The sequence below is a fragment of the Spirillospora sp. NPDC047279 genome, from assembly GCF_040643285.1.
In the GTDB taxonomy this organism is placed as follows: domain Bacteria; phylum Actinomycetota; class Actinomycetes; order Streptosporangiales; family Streptosporangiaceae; genus Spirillospora.
Map to the genome: position 1 here is coordinate 157,088 of NZ_JBEYUA010000017.1, position 20,434 is coordinate 177,521.

Sequence of the window (20,434 nt, forward strand, 5' to 3'; positions counted from 1 at the left end):
GGCGTCCACCGGGAGATCGGCGGGCGCCCTGCCGTCACGGTCGCGGGCTCACCCGCGCACGTGTTCGGTGAGGTAGTGATGCAGGAGGCCGGAGCCCTCCAGCATGGCGAGCGCGGTGGCGGTGTGCACCGCCTGCCGTTCGGCGAAGGCCGCGCGCAGCGCCCCGGTGTCGCCCGTGCGGCGCAGCCCGTCGAGGACGGCCCTGATCTGCGGCAGCCCGTACCGGCCCTGCCGGAGGATCTGCACCATGCGCGCGTCCCGGACCTCGTCCGGCCCGTACCGCCGGTAGCCGCTGACGGGCTCGCGCCGCGGCAGGACCAGCCCCGCCTCCTCCCACACCCGCAGTGCCGAGGTCCGAACGCCCAGGAGCCGGGCGGCCTCGCCGATCCGCAGATCCGTGCGCGGTGCGTCCGCCATGCCGGGCCCGGCGGCGGCGACCGCCTCCAGCGCCGTGCTCGCCGTCTGGAGCGTGAGCCGCTGCTCGTGCAGCGCGGCGTGCCGGGCGTCGACGAGGGCGAGCGCGGCCGGCAGATCTCCCGCGTGCACCGATCGCATGACCGTGCGCGCGACGTCCCACCCGTACCCGCGCGCCAGCGTCCGGTAGGTGAGCATGGCGTCGCGGTGACGCGAGTCGAACGTGCGGTAGCCCGCCGGCGTGCGCTCGGCCGGCGGCAGGATGCCGTCGTCGGCGTAGTTGCGGATCTGCTGGGCGGAGACACCGGCGATCCGCGCCAGATCGACCGGCCGCAGCGTCGCACGGCTCACCGAACGTTCGCCTCCGTAGTTGAGGGTTGGCACCGCATGACCCCACCCTATGCGGATGCCGATCACGTCAACCTTCAAGTGGATACCTCAATGAGACGCTTGAAGGTATGGACGCAGGTGACAACGACGAAAGCGTCATCAGGACGCATGGCCTCAGGATGCGCTACGGCCCGCTCGACGTGCTGCACGATGTGAACCTCCGGGTCGGCCGCGGTGAGGTGGTCGCGCTGCTCGGGCCCAACGGCGCCGGCAAGACCACCACGATCGAGATCCTCGAAGGGTTCCGCCGCCGCTCGGCGGGCGAGGTGCGGGTGCTGGGCGTCGACCCGGACGACGGCGACGAGGCGTGGCGGGCCCGGCTGGGCATCGTCCTCCAGTCCTGGCGCGACCACGGCCGCTGGCGCGTCGGCGAGCTGCTGGACCATCTCGGCCGCTACTACCTCCCGTACGGCGGCCCGGCACGCCCCCGCCCCCACGACATCCCCACCCTCCTCGGCCAGGTCGGGCTGGCCGACCGCGACGGCGCGGTCATCGCGACCCTCTCCGGCGGGCAGCGCCGCAGGCTCGACGTGGCGATCGGCCTGGTCGGCCGCCCCGACCTGCTCTTCCTCGACGAGCCGACGGTCGGCTTCGACCCGCAGGCCCGGCGCGAGTTCCATGACCTGGTGAAGAGCCTGCCCTCGACCGACGACACCGCGATCCTCCTCACCACCCACGACCTGGACGAGGCGGAACGGCTCGCCGACCGGATCGTGATCCTGGCCGGTGGCCGGATCATCGCCGACGGCAGCCCCGCGGTGCTGGCCGCGCAGCTGTCGCGCACGTCCGAGGTGCGCTACACCCGGCGCGGCGAACGGCACGTCGAGCAGGTCGAGGACGCCACGAACCACGTGCGCGGGCTGTTCGCGGCGCACGGCGAGGAGATCGGAGACCTGGAGGTGCGCCGGGTGGGACTGGAGGACGTCTACATGACGCTGGTGCGGGAGTTCGAATCCGGACGGCGCACCGAGGCGCCGCGCGAGCTCGCGGAGGTGGCCCGGTGAACGCCCGCGCCGTCGCCCTCGACGCGGGGCTGCGCCGCGGCCGGGTCGAACTCCGGCAGAGCCTCGTCAGCGGGCAGGACCTGTGGTCGGCGTTGTTCTTGCCGATCATCGCGCTGGGCGTCATGTTCACGCTGAGGAACGACACCGTGCCCGGCACCGGGTTCTCGCTGGGCTCCCAGGCGGTACCGGGCATCCTCGGCATGAACGTCGTCATGAACGCGATGGTGGCGCTCGCCTTCTCCCTGACCCTGGACCGGGAGGACGGGACGCTGCTGCGCGCCAAGGCGACGCCCAACGGCATCCTCGGCTACCTGACCGGCAAGGTCGTCAGCCGGTCCGGCGTCGCCGTCGCCGGGATCCTGCTCCCGCTCGTCCCGGCGGCGTTCCTGTTCGACGGTCTGGAGCTGGGCGAACCCGCGTCCTGGCTGACGCTGGCCTGGGTCATGGCCGTGGGGCTGCTCGCGCTGCTGCCGCTCGGCGCCGTCCTCGGCTCGCTGTTCGGCTCGGCGCAGAGCCTGGGCTTCATGACCCTTCCGGTGATGCTGCTCATGGGCATCTCGGGCGTCTTCTATCCGCTGACGGCGCTCCCCGAATGGTTGCAGTGGACCGCCCAGGCGTTCCCGTTCTACTGGATGGGGCTCGGCCTGCGTTCGGCGATGTTGCCGGACACGATGGCGGCCGCCGAGATCGGCGACTCCTGGCGGCATCTGGAGACGCTCGGCATGCTCGGCCTGTGGGCGGTCATCGGGCTGGCGCTGGCTCCGGCGGTGGTGCGCCGCATGGCCCGCCGTGAGTCCGGGTCCGCGGTCGAGGCCCGGCGCCACAAGGCGCAGCAGCGCCCGATGTAGCGGGAACGGCCGCGCGGCGGCCGCTGGGATGGACGGGCGGCGCCGGTCGCAGGGCCGGTGCCGCCCGTCACCAGGCGGCGCTGTAGGGACGTCCTTCGGGGAAGGGCAGCCGCTCCCAGCCGCCGCCGAGCCCGATGCGGTAGGCCGATCCCGAGGCGAACGCCAGCAGCTCACCACCGCAGCCGCACATCGCCGTCCGCTGCCACATCTCGGGGGCGCCCTGCGGATCGGGGCCGCGCAGCTCGAACAGCACGTGCGGGTCCGGCCCGCCGGAGAACGCCAGCAGCCGGGTCCACCGCGGCTCCCCGTCGGTCACCTCGGCCTCCACGGTGGTCAGGTAGAACGTGCCGCCGTCCCGGCCGATCACGACGTCGAGCACCATGTTCGACCTGGGCAGGGACGTCGCGATCACCGCGCTGCCCGGGACGAGGTCGCCGCCGGGTTCGAGACAGGCCACCCGGACCTCGGTCGCCCCGTGCGGGGTGCCGGGCATCCAGAGGAAGGCGACGCGCCCGCCCTCCGCCCAGGTCACGCCGGTGACCTCGCCCGTCCGGCCGACGCCGATGCCGCGGCGCGAACCGTCCGTGCCGAGCAGGTGGGCGAGCTCCGGACCGCCGGCGCGCGTGCACGCCAGGAGGATCTGGGCGCCGTCCGGCGACGCCGCCATGCAGGTGGGGTCGAACGCGCCCAGCCGCTCGCCGGGCAGCGGCGTCAGATCCCGCGGCTCGCCGTCGACGCCGATCTCCACGCGGAGAACGCCGATCCGCAGGTCCTCGAACCGGACCGCCGCGTAGAACGTGCCGGGCGCGCCCGCCCGGGTGACGTGGAGCCATTCCGCGCCGCCCGGCGGCAGCGGAATGACGGCCGTGGGCTCGCCGGTGGCGGCGTCGCGTACCGCCGCGGTACCGGACCGGCCGTGCCCGGTGGCGACGAGTGCCACGAAATGGCTTCCGCACGCGCCTGACGACACATCTTCATCTCTACACAAGCGATGCCGCGCCCTCAAGGTTCCCATCGGTGAGGTCCGCGGGCAGGAGCCGTTCGGTGAGCAGCCGCCATTCGTGAACGTAGCCGAGCGCGGCACCCGTCTCGGCGAGAGCGGCCGACCGGGGCTCAGGCCGAGTCGCCGAGGAGCTTGCGGGCCTGCTCGGCGAACGTGTCGTCGCCGGACCCGGCCGCGCGCAGCAGGTGCTCCCTGGCCTCCTCGGCATGACCGTCGCTCAGCCGCATCTCACCGAGCCGGTAGGCCGCCTCCCCCACCAGCTCGGCGCTGGTGGTGCCGGTGGCCAGGGTGAGCTCGTAGAAGCGCGCCGCCGAGTCACGGTCACCGAGCCAGTACGCCAGCTCGCCCAGGTGCGCGGCGGCCAGCGGCGCCTGGTCGCCGTCGCCGGAGTCGACCACGGCCTGATACCAGCGCAGCGCCTCGGGCCAGTCGCGGTCGCGTTTGGCGAGCGCGCCCAGGTACATCTTGGCCAGGAGCGGCGCGGCGCCGTCCGGCTCACCGGGCAGCTTCAGCGCCCGCAGGTACTGCTCGCGGGCCCGGCCGGGGTCCTCGTCGTGATACGTGCGGCCGATGAGCACGACGGCGTGCCGGCCCAGCCGTTCGTCGGACTCGGGGATACGGTCCAGGACCTGCCGGGCCTCGGCCGGTTCGCCGGCCTTCACCAGATGCTCGCCGAGCGTCAGCAGCGCGATCGGCTCGCCGCCCTCGGCGGCGCCGCGCAGGGTGCGCAGCGCGGCCGAGTCGTCGCCCTGGTCGCTCTGCATGATGCCGAGCATGCTGCTCAGCAGCGCCTGCGAGCCGTCGTCGAGCCCGGTCGCGGCCGCGTCGTCGAGCCCGGTCGCGGCCGCGTCGTCGAGCCCGGTCGCGGCCGCGTCGTCGAGCCCGGTCGCGGCCGAGTCGCCGCGCACCCGCTCGGTCACCCGTTCCAGCGCCGCCGCGTCGCCCACGGTGCGCAGCAGCGGGACGAGCCGGCCCCCGGCGACGAGCCTCACCTCGGCGTCGGGGTGGTCGAGCAGCCGCTCGTAGGTCGCGCGCGCACGGGCGGCGTCGCCCGCCGACACGAAGAGATCCGCGAGCCTGACCTGCACGTCCGGGGCCGGGTCGCGAAGGAACCCGAGGGCTCCCTCGGCATAGACCAGGGCGCCGGCCCGGTCCCCCGCCTCGGCGCGTTCGGCGGCGCGCGTCTCGCACAGGTCGAACGCGATCTCCGGATGCCCCGCGTCCGCGGCGTGCGCGAGCGCGAAGACCGCCAGCTCGTGCTCCTCCCGCCGCGTGGCGGTGTTGGCGACGACGCACACGTTGGTGACGGCGTCCTCCACGGCGGCGGCCACGCGCTCGTCCTCGTCCCGGTCGACGTCGATGGCGCTGACCTGGGCGAAGGCCAGGGCGGCGGTCTCCAGGTCGTCCTCCTCGAACGCCAGCCGGCCGAGCATGCTGCCGGCCTGCACGCGCACGCCCGCGTCGGCGGACTCGGCCGCCGCCTGCCGGAGCTCGGCGCGGGCCAGATCGGACCGGCCGTCGCCGCGCAGGACGCGTGCCAGGTCGATGCGGATGCGCGGGGTGGTGTCGTCGTCCCCCACCTCGATGCCCTGCCGGTAGAGGCGCACCGCCGCGTCGGCATCGCCCCGGTAGAGCCGCGAGTCGCCCCAGGCCCAGTAGCCGTAGGCCACGGTCTCGGGGTCGTCGCTGGTGACCGCCCTCTGGGCGGTCTCGGCCGCCCCGTCGTAGTCCTCCATCTCCAGCAGCGCGTTCAGCAGGCTGCGCAGCGGCAGGAGCGCGGCGGGGCCGCCGGTCTCGGCGCCCTTGCGGTACGCCTCCACGGCCGCGGCCGTGTCGTCCTCGATGTAGCGGTGGATGTCGCCGATGTCGTCGTGCGCGGTGGCGACCTCGTCGAGGTCCCCGTACTCCACGACGAGCTCCAGCATCTGGCGGGCCCGCGCCGGCTCGCCGGTCATGATCTCGCGTGCGGCGTGGATGACCTGCCGTCCCGCGTCGCCCGCGGTGGGCGTCCCGGCCTGGTCGCGCAGCAGCCCGCGTACGGAGTCCAGGTCGTCCGGATCGGCCTGCTCGTCCGGGTCGGAGTCCGCGGCCTCTTCGTCCGGACCGGCGGGGAGGCCGGCGGCGGTCGCGGCGACGGCGAGGGCCCGGGCTCCCTGGCCCATGTCGCGCAGCAGGGTCAGCAGGGACGCGGTGGCGGTCGCCCGCACGGCGGTGTCGGCGGATTCGGTGAGCGGCTCCAGCAGCGCCCTGGCCTCCTGCTGGTGGCCGTGCTCGACGAGCAGGCGCGCCAGGGCGATCAGCGAGGCCTCGTCGCCGTCCGGCGGGAACTCGGCGGCGCCCTTGTAGTACGTGCGGGCCGTCTTCAGATCGCCCTGCTCGGCCGCCTCCACGGCGTACGCGTGCGCCTGCTGGAGCGCCTCTCCCGGCACTCCCCCGGCCGCCAGCAGGTGCAGCGCCCGGACCGCGACCGCGGCGTCGCCGTCCTGGCCGACCTCGCGCGCCAGGATCAGGAGGGTTTCGCCGAGCCACTGGTAGAGGTCGTGGTCGGACTGGTTCGGGTCGGGATGGAACCACCCGGCCGCGGCGGCGGTGCCGAACGCCTCCGCGGCGCCCGCCCGCTCGCCGTCCTCGTACAGCCAGGAGCCCAGCCGCGCGCCGGCGTGCATGACGGAGGTGTGGTCGTCGCTGGCGAGCACCCGCTCCATGACGCGGCAGGCCGCCTCGGTCTCGCCGAGTCCGTGCAGGGCGTTGCCGAGCCCGACGTGCAGGTGGGGCATGTAGTGCAGGGCGGCGCCGGCGATCGCCTCCCGGTAGGTCGCCGCCGCCGCGGCCAGGTCGTCGCGGCGCTCGGCGAGGACGGCGCGGGCCAGCAATCCGTCGGTGACGGCGTCGCGGTCGCCGCTGTCGAGAGCACGCCGTACCGCCTCCTCGGCCCGGTCGTGATCGTCGCCGTCGGCCAGGAGGCTCACCAGCAGGCGCAGGCAGGCGATCGCCCGCGGGTGATCGACGGCCGCGCCGCGTTCCGCGACCGTGATCGCGGCGTCGAAGTCGCCGCCCAGGTCGCAGGCGCGGGTGAGGTGCTCGGCGGCCTCCGCGACGTCCTCGGCCCGGCCGTACTCCACGAGCAGGTCGAACACGGCGTGGGCTTCCGCGTCGTCCTGGCGTACCCACAGCAGGCACGTCTCGGCGAGCAGGGTGGACGCCGTCGCGGCGTGCTCGGTCGGCCGCAGCCGGTCGAGCAGGGACCGGACGGCGTCGCGGTCGGCGTCGAGGAGCGACATCCGCAGTCCGGCGAGGTCGCTCGAGCCGTACTCCTCGGTGTAGAGCGCCAGCGCGCCGTCCCGGTCGCCCTCGCCCAGCCGCAGCAGCGCGCGTTCCTTGGCGGTCGCGACGCCCAGGCGTTCCCTCGCCTGCATCTGGACGGCGGGTTCTTCGGCCTCCGCCGCCCGTTCGAAGCAGGGACGTGCCGAGCCGGTGTCGCCGAGCGCGGTGAGGTGGTCGCCGAGTTCGAGCGACGCCGCGGCGACCTGTTCCGGCGCGTACGGCACGCCGATCTCGGCGAGCCGTTCGAAGAGCGCGACGGCGCGACGGCCGTGGTCGGCCGCCTCCGCGGTCTCGTTCCGGCGCGCGAGCACCCGTGCCAGTTCCACGCACGCGACGCCGGAGGCTTCGACGGCCTCCACGTCGGCGGGGTGGTCGGCGATCGCCTTGCGCAGGTACGCGGCGGCCCCGGTGAGGTCGCCGAGCCGGCCCAGGACGGTACCGACCACCAGGTCGGGGTGGGGCACGTCGCCCGCCTTCGCGGCCTGCAGGACCCTGGCCTCGTCCGCCCGGCCGACGGCCGCCAGCGCACCGACCGCCTCGTCCAGGACCTCGGCGAACCCGTCCTCGTCCGTGGGCATCCCGTCGAGGGCCTGCCGGAACGCCGCGGCGGCGCCCTCCAGGTCGCCCTTGTCGCGGCGGGCGGCGGCGAGCCACCGGGCGCCCCGCCGGGCGAGGAACGCGTCATCGCCCGCCGCCGCGCGGTCCCATGCCTCCGCCGCGCCCGCTTCGTCGCCGGCGTCGTTGCGCAGCGCGCCGAGATAGAGCGCGGCCTCCTGGACGAGCTCGGGAGGGCCGTCCTCGGCGACGAGCGAGAGCGCGGCTTCGGCCGCCGCGAGGTGCCCGCCCCGCTGCCAGGCGTGCGCGCTCTCCAGCGCCAGCTGCCCGGTCATGAACGACTGGTGGTCGTCGCCCCGCTCCCGCACGGCCGCCAGCGCCGCGCGGGCGCCGGCGAGGTCGCGGTCGAGCAGGCGCCGCGCGAACACCCCGTCGGGGCCCAGTTCCTCGTGGTCCTCCGGCACCAGGTCGAAGGCGGATCGTGCGGCGTCGAGGTCGTCCGTCCGCACCCGGGTGAAGCCGAGCAGCCACGCGCTGCGCGGGGCGAGGAGCCGGTCCGCCCGCGCGATGATCCGTTCGTGCGCCGCCGCCGCGCCCGCCAGGTCGCCGCGGCCTTCGAGGATCTGCAGCAGGCCGGTGTGGGCCTCCATGAGCAGGCCGGGATGCCCGCCGTCGCGGACGCGCGTGTAGGCGGCCAGCGCCTCGTCGGCGTCGTCCTCCCGGCCCCGGGCGACCAGTGCGCCGCCCAGGGCCAGCGACACCCATGCCGACAACGCCGGATGCCCGCCGGCCGCCGCCCGCCGGAGCAGCTCGATCGCGGTGTCGGGGTCGTCACCGCCCCGCAGGAGCCAGGAGAGGACCGCGGCGTGCGACAGCGCCAGCGGGTCACCGGCGCCGGCGGCACGTTCGATCAGCTGCACGCCCTGCGAGAGCGGCGCGCCCAGCGAGACGATGACCTGCGCCAGGACGCTCGACCCGAGCGCGGCGACGGCGGCGTCGGGGTGTTCCGCGCACTCCTGGTGGCGGGCGATGCCGACCTCGCGGCCGTGCCGCTGGTAGTCCACGAAGGCGGCGAGCACGGGATGATCCTCGCCGGCGAGGATCAGGTGCCGGTCGACGGCCGCGGCGAAACCGTTGGCGAAGTCCGCACCGTCGGCGATGAACGCCAGCAGTTCCTCGGCCTGTTCGGCGTCGCCCTCCCCCAGCTCCAGCAGGGCCAGCGTCCGCGCCGCGCGGTCGGACTGGTCGCCGACCTCGGCGTCGACCACACGCCGCAGCAGCGCGCGGGCCCCTGGCAGGTCGCCGGCGCGCACCATCTCCAGGGCGGTGTCGCAGTCGTCGAGGGCCTGTTCGCGCTCCTCGTCGGGGCCGCGCACGGCGGTCTCGGCCTGCGCCAGCGTCAGCCGTGCCTGGAACGAGACGTCGGAGTCGTCCAACTCCGCCGCGCGGTGCAGCAGCTCGATGATCGCGGTGCGGCGCGGATCGTCGTCGGCGAGCCCGTGCAGCATCATGCCCAGGAAGTGGACGGCGCCGATGTGGAACTCCGACTCGGCGTCCAGGACCACGCGCCAGCACGCGACGGCCTCGTCGATCTCGTGGTCCTCCGCGTGCACCTGGCCGAGGCAGGCCCGCGCCTCGACGGAGAAGCGCGGGTGACCGGTCTCGGCCACCCGCCGCAACAACGCCCGGCACTCCTCGTCGTCGCCCAGCTCGCGGGCGAGCTTGGACTGCTCGATGAGGGCGTCGAGCCTGATCTCCGGCCGGTGGTCCTCGGCCGCCCGCCGGTACGCCTCCAGGGCCTCGATCGGCTCGCCCAGATCGACCAGCGCCGCGCCCAGCAACTTCTCGGACCTGCCGCGTTCGGCCGGGTCGCCGGCCGCCAGCGCGTGCTCCATGACCCGCCGGCAGTCGCCGAACTCGCCGCGCGCGGCGTGGATCGAGTACAGCCGGAACGCGGCCTTCGAGCACAGCTCGGGCATGCCGTGCGTCAGCATGCGGTCGAGCGCCGTCTCGACGACCTCGGACCCGGGCGTGTCCTCGTGCTCGTCCAGCGCCGTGATCGCCTCGTACGCAGCCCAGGCCTCGCGTTCCCGCTCTCCGCCGTCGTCCGGCCACCGCGGCGTCTCCAGCTCCGCGGTCAGCTCCGCGGCCCGCGGGTGTTCGCTGCGCCGGGCGCGCTCCAGCGCGGCCGCGGCGCCGCCGAAGTCGCCCAGCCGCCGCGACACCGACACCAGGGTGATCTCGGCCAGCAGTGTGATCTCCGCGTCCGGCCCCGACGCGGCGGCGCTCAGCGGCCGGTGGGCCAGCGCCCACTGGTCGGCGTCCACCAGCATCATCCCGAGGAGGATCGCCGAACGTTGCGCGAAGACGGGGTGGCCGCCCGCGAGCACCGAGCGGTGCACCGCCGCCGCCCCGTCCAGGTCACCGCCGTCCTGAAGGACCCGGCCAAGCGTGTACGCGGCCTCCGGGCCCGTCTCGGCGTCGCCCGCGACCACGATCTCCCGCAACGCCGTCGTGGCCCCGTCCAGGTCCCCTTGCCGCCATTGTGCGTTCGCCGCGCTGAGCCGCTCGGCCCACGAAGACATCGCCCGACACCCCTGTCATCCGCCCGCCGTGATCTCCACCGTGCAGCGTCGGAACGTACATGATCGGTAACAGGTATTTCCGGCGTTTGACGCAATCCGGTCGGGCCGTGGTCGGTCAGGCGGCGGGCCGGTGGCAGGCCCGGCTCAGTGGCCGATGTCGCGCTCTCCCGCCTCGACGAGCCCGCTCTCGTAGGCGAAGATCACGATCTGGGCGCGGTCGCGCAGGCCCAGCTTGGTGAGGATGCCCGACACGTGCGACTTGACGGTGGCGGGCCCGATGAAGAGCTCCGCGGCGATCTCGGAGTTGCTGGTGCCGCGGGCGACGGCCGCCATCACCTCGCGTTCGCGCTCGGTGAGGCGTTCCAGGCGGGCGGCGACGGTGGTGTTGACGGTGAGGCGCCTGGCGAACCGGCCGATGAGCCGCCGGGTGATCGAAGGGGCGAGCAGCGCGCCGCCGTCGGCGACGGTACGGACGGCGGTGGCGAGCTGGTCGGGCGGGATGTCCTTCAGCACGAAGCCGCTCGCCCCGGCGTGCATCGCCCGGTAGACGTACTCGTCGGGGTCGAAGGTGGTAAGGATCAGCACCCGGACCGTCCAGTCGGACTCGGCCAGGATCCGCTCGGTCGCCTCCAGGCCGTCCAGGCCCGGCATCCGGATGTCCATGAGGATCACGTCGGGCCGGTGCCGCCGCGCGACCTCGATCGCCTCGTCCCCGGTCCCGGCCTCGGCGACGACCTCGATGTCGTCGTGGATCCGCAGGATCATGGCGAAGCCGCCGCGGACCAGGGCCTGGTCGTCGACGATGGCGACACGGATGCTCACGCGGGCTCGCCTCCGGTGGGCAGGTGGGCGACGACTTCGAACCCGCCGCCCGGGCGCGGCCCGGCGTCGAGTGTGCCGCCCAACAGTAGTGCGCGTTCCCGCATCCCCACGATGCCGTGGCCGCCCTTGGTTCCGTTCGCCTCGTCGTGCGCGCCACGGCCGTCGTCGAGCACCTCGATGAGGATCTCGCCGCCGGTACCGCCCTGCCTGACGCCGAGCCGCACGTCGGCCCTGGAGCCGGGACCGGTGTGCTTGAGCACGTTGGTGAGCGCCTCCTGCACGATGCGGTAGGCGAACAGGTCGACGCGCGCGGGCAGGTCCGCCGGCACCTCGCTCATCGCGAGCGTCACCTCGACGCCCGTCCCGCGGATCTGGTCGGCGAGCCGGGGGACGTCGGCGAGGCCGGGCTGGGGTTGCGGCCCGTCGGACCCGTTGTCGGGGCGGAGGACGCCGAGCAGGTGGCGCAGCTCGGCCAGCGCCTGCCGTCCCTCCTCCTCGACCGCCCCCATCGCCCGCAGGACGGGCTCGGGCACCGGGCCGTCCGCGGCGTGCTCGGCCATCGCCTTGGCCGCCCCCGCCTGCACCGTCATGACGCTCACCCGATGGGCGACCACGTCGTGCAGTTCGCGGGCGATGCGGGTGCGTTCCTCGCCCACGATGCGGCTCGCCTCGGCGTCCTGCTCGGCCAGCACCCGGGCGGTGTGGCGATCGCGCAGCCGCAGCCCGCGGCCGATGTACCACAGCGCGATCACGAAGCTCGCCCCGAAGGCGACGTCGCTCCACGGCGCGGGATCGTTGCGCAGGTCGGCGGTGACGAGCACGACGGCGGCCGCGACGCCCGCGAGCCCCCGCCACGAGCTCGGCCGGAACGCGCCGGCCGGCTGGGGACGGTCGTCGGGTGCGTACCGCCCGGCGCTGTAGAGCGCGAGGAGCACCGGGACGCCGATGAGCGCGCGCGGGACCGGCAGCAGCAGGGCCCAGCACACCAGGGTGAGGGCGAGCACGGCCAGGGGCGCGCGGCGGCGCCAGTACAGCGCCGCACCCGCCGCGACGAAGACCGGCAGGGTTGCGAGGTTGAGGTCGGCCGGATGGCGGAAGGCCAGCTCGTCGCCGGCGGCGTCGCGCACGAACACCAGGACCAGGACGACCACGCCCGCGAGGACGGCGTCCGCGGCGTCGGGCCAGCGGGTGAAGGGGCCCGGGAACCTTCGGGGGACGGCCCGGGCCGATGGCCGGGCGGGCGGCGTTGTGCGGTTCACCATCGCTCCACGGTGTGAGTCGCGGCGGTCCGCCACGGCTTTGTCGGCGGACGCGGAGCCACCGTATGCAGCGTGGGGGCGCACGGTCATCCGCCGCGGGGCGGAGGCCGCCTCCGCCGCCGGACGGTGATGGAGGGCGGCCCGGGGGCGTTCACGACCCGCCCTGCGAGGGAGATCGATCCCGCCGCCGGGCGGGCGACCGGCCGGGCGCTGGCGAGCACGGTTGAACGGACCGTCCAGACGCGGCACCCGCCGCTGGATCCGGCCCCTCCGAGGAATCCAAGGAGCACCCTCATGCATCGCGTCATTCGTCGCGTCGGCGACGCCAGCGCCCGCCGCCCATGGGTCACGATCGGGTTGTGGGCCGTCCTGCTCGTCGTGGTCATCGGGCTGGCGGGATCGGCCGGCGGCAGATTCGCCGACGACCTGTCCGTTCCGGGAAGCCAGAGCGAACGCGCGGCCGAGCTGCTGCACGAACGTTTCCCCGAAGCGGCGGGCGGCAGCGCCAAGGCCGTCTTCGCCGCGCCGGACGGGCAGCGCCTCGACCTCTACCGGCCCGCGGTCCAGGCCGCCCTCGGCCGGATCGCCGCCGTGGAGCACGTGGCCGGCGTGGCCGATCCGTTCACCGCCGGCACGGTGTCGCGCGACGGGCGCATCGCCTACGCCGAGATCACCTTCGACCGGCCGTCGGCCGGGCTCGGGCCCGAGCCGCTCACGGAGATCGGCGCGGCGATGGCCCCGGCCCGCACGGCCGGCGCGATCGCCGAGCTCGGCGGCGACGCGGCGTTCGTCAACGCCGAGACCGAGACGTCCGGCACCGAGGCGGCCGGTCTGCTCGCCGCGCTGGTCGTGCTCCTCGTGGTGTTCGGCACGGTCGCCGCCGCGCTGCTGCCGATCGTGATCGCCCTGGTCACCGTCGCGGCCGGGCTGGGCGGCATCGCACTGCTGGCACGCGCGATGGACGTCACGGCCGCCGCCCCGAGCGTCGGGGCGCTGATCGGGCTGGGCGTCGGCATCGACTACGCCCTGTTCGTCGTGGCCCGGTACCGCGACAACCGGGCGAGCGGCCAGGACGACCGCACCGCGCTGTCGAACGCCATGGCGTTCGCGGGATCGTCGGTCGTGGTCGCCGGCGGCGCCGTCATGGTGGCGATGGCGGCGCTGCTGCTCACCGGCGTCGGCCTGCTGGCCTCGATCGGCGTGACCACCGCGCTGGTCGTGCTCGTCGCGGTGGCCAGCGCGCTCACCCTGCTGCCCGCGTTGTTGTCGCTGCTCGGCGGCCGCATCGACAGGTGGCGCGTCGTCCGCCGCCGCCGTCCCGCCGCCACCGCCGCCGAGGCCACGGCGTGGTGGCGGCTGGCCCATCACGTCGCCGGCCGCCCGTGGCCGTACGCCCTCGCCGCGTCGGCGCTGCTGATCGCGCTCGCCGTCCCGGCGCTCTGGATGCGGACCGGCTACCCGACCGCGGCCGACGACGGGACGAGCACCACGCACCGCCGCGCCCACGACCTGCTGGCCGAGGGCTTCGGCCCCGGCCACAACGCGCCGCTGCTCCTGGTCGCCGACCTGCGCCGCTCCGGCGGACGGGCCACGGACGTCACCGCGCTGTCCGCGCGGGTCGACGCCGACCCGGGCATAGCCTCGGTGGGCCCGCCGCGCACGTCGCCCCGAGGGGACACGATCGTGCTGCTCGCCATCCCCACGACCGCCCCCGGTGATCCCGAGACCCCCCGGACCCTGGAACGGGTCCGCGGCCTCGCGCCCGCCACCGTCGCCGTCGGCGGCGTCACCGCCATGACCGACGACCTCACCCGGCAGCTCGACACGACCCTCCCGGTCTTCATCGGCGCGGTCCTGGCGGCCTCGTTCCTGCTGCTGATGGTGATGTTCCGCGCCGTCGTGGTCCCGCTGAAGGCGGCGGTGATGAACCTGCTGTCGATCGGCGCCGCGTACGGCGTCGTGGTCGCGGTGTTCCAGTGGGGCTGGTGCGCGGACCTGTTCGGACTGGACCGGACGTACACGATCGCCTCGCCGCTGCCCACGATCTTCTTCGCGGTCCTGTTCGGGTTGTCGATGGACTACGAGGTGTTCCTGCTCTCCCGGATCCGCGAGCACTACGACGCCACCGGGGACAGCACCGAGTCGGTCGCCCGCGGCATGGCGGGCACCGGCCGGGTGATCACCTCCGCCGCACTGATCATGACGGTGGTCTTCCTCGGCTTCCTCGCCCACCCGTCGCCGCTGGTGAAGATGCTGGGCCTGGGGTTGTCGACGGCGATCCTGCTCGACGCGACGATCGTCCGGATGGTGCTGGTGCCCGCGACCATGGCGCTCCTGGGGCACGCCAACTGGTGGCTCCCCCGCCGGCCCGGCCGCCGTGCCGCGCGGTTGATGGCACCGGCGGCGCCGAACCGGTAAAGAAGGACCACCACCGTGAGGCTGGCGGCGAGATCCCGGGCGCCGCCGTCTCCGCCGACAGAAGGGACGCCATGGAAGCGCGCCTTGATCCCGCGGACGCGGGCGCCGCGAGCCTGGACAGCGACACGGCGGACGGGACCGCCGCCGATCCGGTGGCTCGTGACGCCCGCAGTTTCGGTGCCTTCTCGGCCGCCGGCGGCTGGACGTTCGCGCTCATGGTGGCCCGGAGCGTGCGCAAGGGCGAGCGGCGCGGCTCGGACACCGCGGGCGAGCCGGGGGCCGTTCCCGGCAAGGTGAGCCTGAAGGCGTTCGCCGAGCAGGCCGGCTGCGACGCCGCCCGCGTGTCCCGGTACTGGCGGGCCTGGGAGCGGGCCGCCGACGAGGGTGTCGTCCCGCCCGCCGGCAGGCTGTCGCCCGGTCAGGACGTTCCGCTGCCCGAGCCCGACACCTGGGCCTCGTACTTCATGGTGTACGAGGCGACCACCGACCGGCACGCCGGCCTGGCCGCGGAGGCCGAGTCGATCGGGACGAGCTTCAACAAGGCCGTGGACATCGCCTCCAACCGCCCGGCGATGCGCGCGGCGATCCTGGGAGATCCGCAGACGGCGGCCGCGGCGCGAGAGGCCCTGCTGGGCCGCCCGCAGGAACGGACCGCGATCATCGCGCAGGCCCTGACCGACCCCGACACCCGCAGGCAGGCCGCCGCCGAGTCCCGCCGCGTCGAGCGGGCCGCCTACGTGGAACGGGTGCTGTCCGAGGGCAAGGCCAAGACGCCCGGCGGCCAGATGATCGACCTCGACCCCGCCGAGGGGGCCGACGTGGTGGCCAGGCTGGCGACGGTCCGCGACCCCGAGGCGACCGTCGAGGAGGTGAACGAGGCGTACGAGTACGTGCAGGACCTCATCGCCGGCGCCGTCGACGCCGATCCCGACGTCCTCGTGCACGAGCAGCGCACCCGGATCGGCAAGGTGGTCACCTCGACGGTGAAGAACCTGCAGACGATCGACCCCGACGACCTGCTGGCCTTCGCCGACGACTCGGTCATCACCGGCCTGTCCGAGCTCCAGCGGCAGGTCAACACGCTTGCCACGCTGGTCCTCAAGCAGACCTGATCGGCGCGCCGGCCACCGGCGCGGCCCGGTCACCAGCGGTCCCAGTGCAGGACGTGGTCGCGAGGGATGCGCCGGGCGGGCTTGAAGTCGGTGCCGAGGGTGTAGGCCAGCGGGATGAACGCGGCGAGAAGGACGGCTAGCGCGGCCTTCGCGCGGTGACCGCGTCAGCGGCGGGGCGCCTGCCACCTGGCGGCGAGCCGGCCGTGCAGCAGCCGGCCTTCCAGGCGGACGTACAGCGTCTCCGGCGTGCCGTCGTCGGCGTCCCTGTCGATCGCCACCACGCTGTGCCGCACCGACACCTCGCCGGCGTCCAGCACCATGCCCGGCGCGAGGACCAGCTCCACGTTCCCGCCGCGGACGCGCAGGTCGATGACCAGCTCGGGCGCGGTGCGCACCGCGCTGGTCAGGTCCAGCATCACCTCGCACCACGCGGTGCGCAGCGCCAGCCTGCGCGGCAGCGTCCATCGGCCGTCGCGGCGCACCGAGCCGTGCTTCTCCTTGAGGGTGAGCAGGTCGGCGGGCGGCAAGGCCGGCCTGCCGCCGCCCGGCACCGCGACCAGATCGGCGGTGAGCGGGGTCAGCGCGTCGATGGTGCGGGCGGACAGCGCCGCGTCCAGCCGTTCGTCGAACTCGGCCGGGTCGATGCGGCCGTCGGCGACGGCGGCGCGCAGCAGGTCGATGACCCGGTCGCGGTCCGCGTCGGACGCGCGCAGTGCGGGCGGGCTGGGCTGATCTGCCGGCATTTCGGTCTCCTCGGCGGCGGCGCGATGCGGCGGCGCGGCGGACGGGCGGCTAGGCGATCTTGCGGCGGTAGGTGGCCATGGCGAGGACGTACGCGACGACGAGGATGCCCAGGCACCAGGCGAGCGCGGTCCAGATGCCGGTATGGACCGGCTGTTGCGCGAACAGGTCGCGGATCGTGTCGACGATGGACGTCACGGGCTGGTTCTCGGCGAACGCGCGCACCGGGCCGGGCATGGTGCCGGTGGGCACGAACGCCGAGCTGACGAACGGCAGGAAGATGATCGGGTACGAGAAGGCGCCCGCGCCGTCCGGGGTCTTGGCGGTGAGGCCGGCGATGACGGCGAGCCAGGTCAGGGCCAGGGTGAACACGACGAGGATGCCGGTGACGGCGAGCCAGGCGGCCGGTCCCGCACCGGAGCGGAATCCCATGAGGAGGGCGACGAGCACGACCAGCGCGAGCGAGATCAGGTTGGAGACCACCGAGGTCAGCACGTGCGCCCACAACACGCTCGACCGTGCGATCGGCATGGACTGGAACCGTTCGAAGATCCCGCTCTTCAGGTCGGCGAAGAGCCGGAACGAGGTGTAGGAGATGCCCATCCCGACCGTGATCAGCAGGATGCCGGGCAGCAGGTAGTCGACGTAGTGATCCGATCCGGTGCGGATCGCGCCGCCGAACACGTAGACGAACATCAGCATGAGGGCGATCGGCGTGACCGTGACCGTCATGACGGTGTCCAGGCTGCGGGTGACGTGGCGCAGGGTCCGGCCGGTCAGCAGGGCGGTGTCGCCCAGGAAGCGCGTGATCATCGTTGCTCCCCGGGGGGCCGGGCCGTGGCCTGGTCGTCCGCGCCGGCGCCGATGATGGCGAGGAAGACGTCTTCGAGCGACGGCTGCTTCTCGACGTACTCGACCTCGGCGGGAGGCAGGAGCCGTTTCAGCTCGTCGAGGGTGCCGTCGGCGATGATCCGCCCCTCGTGGAGGATCGCGATCCGGTCGGCGAGGTGCTCGGCCTCGTCCAGGTACTGCGTGGTGAGCAGCACCGTCGTGCCCTGCCCGGCGAGCGCCTTCACGCTCTTCCACACCTCGAGGCGGGCCTGGGGGTCGAGCCCGGTGGTCGGTTCGTCCAGGAAGATCACCGGTGGGTCGCCGATGAGGCTCATGGCGATGTCCAGGCGGCGGCGCATGCCTCCGGAGTACGTCGACACCCGCCGCTCCCCCGCCTCGGTGAGCTGGAAGCGGGCCAGCAGCTCGTCGGTGACCCGCCCGGGGCTCTTCACCCGCCGCAGCCGGGCCACCAGCACGAGGTTCTCGCGGCCGGTGAGGATCTCGTCCACGGCCGCGAACTGCCCGGTGAGGCTGATGGACTCCCGCACGTCCGCCGGCTGCGTGGCGACGTCGAAGCCCTCGACCGTGGCCGTGCCGGCGTCCGCCTTGAGCAGCGTGGACAGGATCCGCACGACCGTGGTCTTGCCGGCGCCGTTGGAGCCGAGCAGGGCGAAGACGCTGCCCGGCGCCACGCCGAAGTCCACGCCGCGCAGCACGCGCAGGTCGTCGTACGACTTCTCGAGACCCTGAACGTGGATCGCCCGTGCCGTCATCGGGATCTCCTCTCGTCGGCCCGTGGCCGTGTCACTCGCAGTACACCCGCATCGTGGAGCCGGGGTCGTCGAGGTCGATGGTGAGGTCGTCGAGGTGCTCGATCAGCTCCTCGAGGTCCTGCGGCTTGAGCTCGGCGAGGTCGAACGGGACCCCCACCTTGTCGAGCTCCGCGTTGACCTTGGTGATCGCCACCGGCGGGATGAGGCTGGTGAGCCGGACCCCGGCGCGCAGCAGCTGGAGCGGAATCCGGATGTTGATCCGGCCCGGTGCCTCGCCGCTGGATTCGTCCGACCAGCTCATCAGCACGCGCAGGTACTTGGGCCGGGCTTTCGACCGGGACTCGGCCGGTGGCGACTCGGGCCGCGTTCGTTCGAGGGCGTCGATCAGCCGCTCGGCCTCGTCTGCGGTGATCTTGCCCTCGCCCAGCATCTGCAGGATCTGGCGGCGCTGCTCGTTCATCACGGCTCTCTTCTCCGACTCATCTGACGCTGACCAGCACGGCCGTCCGGCCCTGTTCGTACTCGAAGCGGGTGCCGGGCAGCGCCCACAGCAGCCGCCCGATGCCGCGCAGCGCGCCCACCGGGCTCACCCGGAAGACCAGGCACGTGACCAGCACGGCCAGGAGCAGCAGCGGTGACAACACCAGCAGCACCGGCACGACGGGGACGTACAGCCGCGACCAGCGGCCGCTACGGCGGCGACGGCGCACCGTGACCAGCTGCGGGATCATCGGGGCCGCTCCAGCTCGGACAGCGCCTCCTCGGCGCTGATCTCCCCCCGGCGCAGGCGTTCGACGACGTCGGCACCGGTGGGAGCCGGATCGACGTCGACGAAGTCGAGCTGCCCGGCGATCCTGTTGAGCCGGGCCTTGACCGTCGGGTAGCTCACCCCGAAGATCCGCTCCATCTCCTTGATCGAACCGTGCGCCCGCACGAACACGGCGACGAAGACCTGGTCGTCGGCGCTGAGCTGAGCCAGCTGCGGCGGCTCGAACTGCCCCTCGACCGCGACGCCGCTCCCGGCCAGCCGAACCCGCTCGACCACGAACGCCCGGCCCTGCGTCAGGTCCGTCAGCTCCCGCCACTCCACCCTCGGCCCCCTCGCTCGCGACAACCAGCCCGCTGTTCAGTTGTATCTTGACTTTCTTAAGTCCACAACTCAAAGATCTTGATTTTCTCAATCTCGATCTTGAACAACCTGAACCTCGGCCCTCCTGACATCGAGACCACCAACGGCCCGCACAACGGTGGACGTTGTTGATCAAGAGGGGCGGGGACGAGCTCTGCCACGTGGACGCCACGGCGCCGGCGGCGTCGATCAGGCGGGCCGGGGATCAGCGGGGCGGGGCAGCCGGCTGCGGTAGGTCAGGGCCTTATCCGTCGATATCCGACGATCGCCACCGGGCTCCAACGGCCGTACGCAGCAGGGCCACCAGGATCGCGATGCCCGCGCCGATGCTCAGCCCGTGTTCCACCACTGCGACCGGCACGTACTCCACCGACCGGTAGTCACCCGGGCGAAGGAGGGCCAGCGGCAGCTTCCAGGCGCTCCAGGCGAACAGCGAGCCGGACGCTGCGAACCCCAGCGTCATCGGCACCCACCGCGGCAGCCGGGACAGAGCGTGGCCGGTCGTCAGTACCCACAGCGCGCCCGCCGCGACCAGCGCCCAGATCCCGGCGTTGCCGATCATGAGGCGGGCATTGGTGTCCATCCTGGCCGCCTGCGCCGGATCCAGACCGAGGGTGCCTCCGAACGCCCATGACAGCCAGAGCACGCCCAGCCCAGTGACGAGAACGAGCAACGGGGCCGATGGCCTGCCCGCCGCTCCCCCGGCCCGTCCAAGGAACGCGCCCGGCCAGCGTTCCCGCAGGTAGATGGGGAGGGCAAGGGCGAGCCCGGCCGCCATCCCCATGAAGCCGATGGTGAGCAGGACCACCTCCCAGGCCGGCATGGCGTTCTCGCCGCCCGACTCCTGGCCGCCGCCCAGCACCGCGCTGACCACCATGTAAGGCAGCAGCGGCACCAGGAACCCGCTGCCCGTCCACGCGACAAAGACCAGTGGCCGCGCCGGGAGACCGCGCCCCCAGGGCTGCGCCAGAGCCAGCCCCAGCGCGACTCCAACACCGGACATCCCCACGGTGGCGACATTCAACAGGAGCCATTCGGCGAGCCTCATACCGCTGGGACCGTGCCCGAACAGCCCCGCGACGACCCAGACGGCCTTGACGCCCAGGTAGCAGGACATCGTGAGGGCGGCTCCGTAACCCGCGAGCCGCCGTACGGCGCTCCAGCGAGGCCCCACCGCAGTTGTCTCGTACATGATCAGCAGTCTCAGCCCTCACGGGTGACGGCGT

Annotated in this window: 16 protein-coding genes; 4 read left to right on the forward strand and 12 right to left on the reverse strand. The window is 73.8% G+C overall.

Features of this window, described 5'->3' with window-relative positions; translation table 11 throughout:
* Positions 1-48 precede the first annotated feature (48 nt).
* Entirely contained in the window at positions 49-765 is a 717-nt protein-coding gene (locus ABZ810_RS36380; RefSeq protein ID WP_358411055.1) for a MerR family transcriptional regulator, read from the reverse strand.
* Between the two features lie 107 nt (positions 766-872).
* Between ABZ810_RS36380 and ABZ810_RS36385 the strand changes: the two genes are divergently transcribed.
* Together ABZ810_RS36385 and ABZ810_RS36390 are read left to right on the forward strand one after the other, a co-directional pair.
* Entirely contained in the window at positions 873-1,808 is a 936-nt protein-coding gene (locus tag ABZ810_RS36385) for an ABC transporter ATP-binding protein (protein WP_358411056.1), read from the forward strand.
* A complete protein-coding gene (locus ABZ810_RS36390) occupies positions 1,805-2,656 on the forward strand; it encodes an ABC transporter permease (RefSeq protein WP_358411058.1) in 852 nt (283 codons plus the stop codon). The genes ABZ810_RS36385 and ABZ810_RS36390 overlap by 4 nt, the downstream gene beginning before the upstream one ends.
* A gap of 67 nt (positions 2,657-2,723) precedes the next feature.
* Here the strand turns inward: ABZ810_RS36390 and ABZ810_RS36395 are convergent, their stop codons facing one another.
* The 4 genes from ABZ810_RS36395 to ABZ810_RS36410 all read right to left on the reverse strand — a co-directional run bounded on the left by ABZ810_RS36395 (position 2,724) and on the right by ABZ810_RS36410 (position 12,207).
* A complete protein-coding gene (locus ABZ810_RS36395; protein ID WP_358411060.1) occupies positions 2,724-3,596 on the reverse strand; it encodes a hypothetical protein in 873 nt (290 codons plus the stop codon).
* 173 nt (positions 3,597-3,769) lie between these two features.
* Complete coding sequence (locus ABZ810_RS36400) at positions 3,770-10,123, reverse strand: tetratricopeptide repeat protein (RefSeq protein WP_358411062.1); 6,354 nt, start codon at positions 10,121-10,123, stop codon at positions 3,770-3,772.
* A gap of 144 nt (positions 10,124-10,267) precedes the next feature.
* Positions 10,268-10,945 carry a response regulator transcription factor gene (locus ABZ810_RS36405; RefSeq protein ID WP_358411064.1) on the reverse strand — a complete coding sequence of 226 codons (678 nt, stop codon included), beginning with the start codon at positions 10,943-10,945 and terminating at the stop codon, positions 10,268-10,270.
* The gene (locus tag ABZ810_RS36410) at positions 10,942-12,207 is read right to left on the reverse strand and encodes a histidine kinase (RefSeq protein ID WP_358411066.1); all 1,266 of its coding nucleotides are present in this window, start codon (positions 12,205-12,207) and stop codon (positions 10,942-10,944) included. Before ABZ810_RS36410 ends, ABZ810_RS36405 begins: the two co-directional genes overlap by 4 nt.
* Positions 12,208-12,498: 291 nt before the next feature.
* Here ABZ810_RS36410 and ABZ810_RS36415 point away from each other — a divergent pair, with 291 nt between their 5' ends.
* Positions 12,499-14,622, forward strand: a complete 2,124-nt coding sequence (locus ABZ810_RS36415) for an MMPL family transporter (protein ID WP_358411068.1) — start codon at positions 12,499-12,501, stop codon at positions 14,620-14,622.
* A gap of 71 nt (positions 14,623-14,693) precedes the next feature.
* Complete coding sequence (locus tag ABZ810_RS36420) at positions 14,694-15,734, forward strand: hypothetical protein (RefSeq protein WP_358411070.1); 1,041 nt, start codon at positions 14,694-14,696, stop codon at positions 15,732-15,734.
* Positions 15,735-15,898: 164 nt separating this feature from the next.
* Here the strand turns inward: ABZ810_RS36420 and ABZ810_RS36425 are convergent, their stop codons facing one another.
* The 7 genes from ABZ810_RS36425 to ABZ810_RS36455 form a co-directional block, all read right to left on the reverse strand.
* The gene (locus ABZ810_RS36425) at positions 15,899-16,477 is read right to left on the reverse strand and encodes a DUF1707 domain-containing protein (protein ID WP_358411072.1); all 579 of its coding nucleotides are present in this window, start codon (positions 16,475-16,477) and stop codon (positions 15,899-15,901) included.
* Between the two features lie 49 nt (positions 16,478-16,526).
* Entirely contained in the window at positions 16,527-17,288 is a 762-nt protein-coding gene (locus tag ABZ810_RS36430; RefSeq protein WP_358411074.1) for an ABC transporter permease, read from the reverse strand.
* Positions 17,285-18,079: an ATP-binding cassette domain-containing protein gene (locus ABZ810_RS36435; RefSeq protein ID WP_358411076.1), complete on the reverse strand. Its 795-nt coding sequence runs from the start codon at positions 18,077-18,079 to the stop codon at positions 17,285-17,287. Before ABZ810_RS36435 ends, ABZ810_RS36430 begins: the two co-directional genes overlap by 4 nt.
* Positions 18,080-18,110: 31 nt before the next feature.
* The gene (locus ABZ810_RS36440; RefSeq protein ID WP_358411078.1) at positions 18,111-18,539 is read right to left on the reverse strand and encodes a hypothetical protein; all 429 of its coding nucleotides are present in this window, start codon (positions 18,537-18,539) and stop codon (positions 18,111-18,113) included.
* A 19-nt stretch (positions 18,540-18,558) separates the two neighbouring features.
* A complete protein-coding gene (locus ABZ810_RS36445) occupies positions 18,559-18,810 on the reverse strand; it encodes a hypothetical protein (protein ID WP_358411080.1) in 252 nt (83 codons plus the stop codon).
* Positions 18,807-19,169 (reverse strand): DUF2089 domain-containing protein, encoded by a 363-nt coding sequence (locus ABZ810_RS36450; RefSeq protein WP_358411082.1) that lies wholly within the window; start codon positions 19,167-19,169, stop codon positions 18,807-18,809. Before ABZ810_RS36450 ends, ABZ810_RS36445 begins: the two co-directional genes overlap by 4 nt.
* Before the next feature lie 283 nt (positions 19,170-19,452).
* A complete protein-coding gene (locus ABZ810_RS36455) occupies positions 19,453-20,400 on the reverse strand; it encodes a hypothetical protein (protein WP_358411084.1) in 948 nt (315 codons plus the stop codon).
* Positions 20,401-20,434 lie beyond the last annotated feature (34 nt).

What these genes read in the sequence shown, in the direction of transcription:
- ABZ810_RS36415 (WP_358411068.1), top strand. Translation starts at nt 12,499, where the DNA reads ATGCATCGCGTCATTCGTCGCGTCGGCGACGCCAGCGCCCGCCGCCCA.
- ABZ810_RS36420 (WP_358411070.1), top strand. Translation starts at nt 14,694, where the DNA reads ATGGAAGCGCGCCTTGATCCCGCGGACGCGGGCGCCGCGAGCCTGGAC.
- ABZ810_RS36425 (WP_358411072.1), bottom strand. Translation starts at nt 16,477, where the DNA reads ATGCCGGCAGATCAGCCCAGCCCGCCCGCACTGCGCGCGTCCGACGCG.
- ABZ810_RS36410 (WP_358411066.1), bottom strand. Translation starts at nt 12,207, where the DNA reads ATGGTGAACCGCACAACGCCGCCCGCCCGGCCATCGGCCCGGGCCGTC.
- ABZ810_RS36435 (WP_358411076.1), bottom strand. Translation starts at nt 18,079, where the DNA reads ATGACGGCACGGGCGATCCACGTTCAGGGTCTCGAGAAGTCGTACGAC.
- ABZ810_RS36400 (WP_358411062.1), bottom strand. Translation starts at nt 10,123, where the DNA reads ATGTCTTCGTGGGCCGAGCGGCTCAGCGCGGCGAACGCACAATGGCGG.
- ABZ810_RS36385 (WP_358411056.1), top strand. Translation starts at nt 873, where the DNA reads ATGGACGCAGGTGACAACGACGAAAGCGTCATCAGGACGCATGGCCTC.
- ABZ810_RS36440 (WP_358411078.1), bottom strand. Translation starts at nt 18,539, where the DNA reads ATGAACGAGCAGCGCCGCCAGATCCTGCAGATGCTGGGCGAGGGCAAG.
- ABZ810_RS36430 (WP_358411074.1), bottom strand. Translation starts at nt 17,288, where the DNA reads ATGATCACGCGCTTCCTGGGCGACACCGCCCTGCTGACCGGCCGGACC.
- ABZ810_RS36445 (WP_358411080.1), bottom strand. Translation starts at nt 18,810, where the DNA reads ATGATCCCGCAGCTGGTCACGGTGCGCCGTCGCCGCCGTAGCGGCCGC.
- ABZ810_RS36455 (WP_358411084.1), bottom strand. Translation starts at nt 20,400, where the DNA reads ATGTACGAGACAACTGCGGTGGGGCCTCGCTGGAGCGCCGTACGGCGG.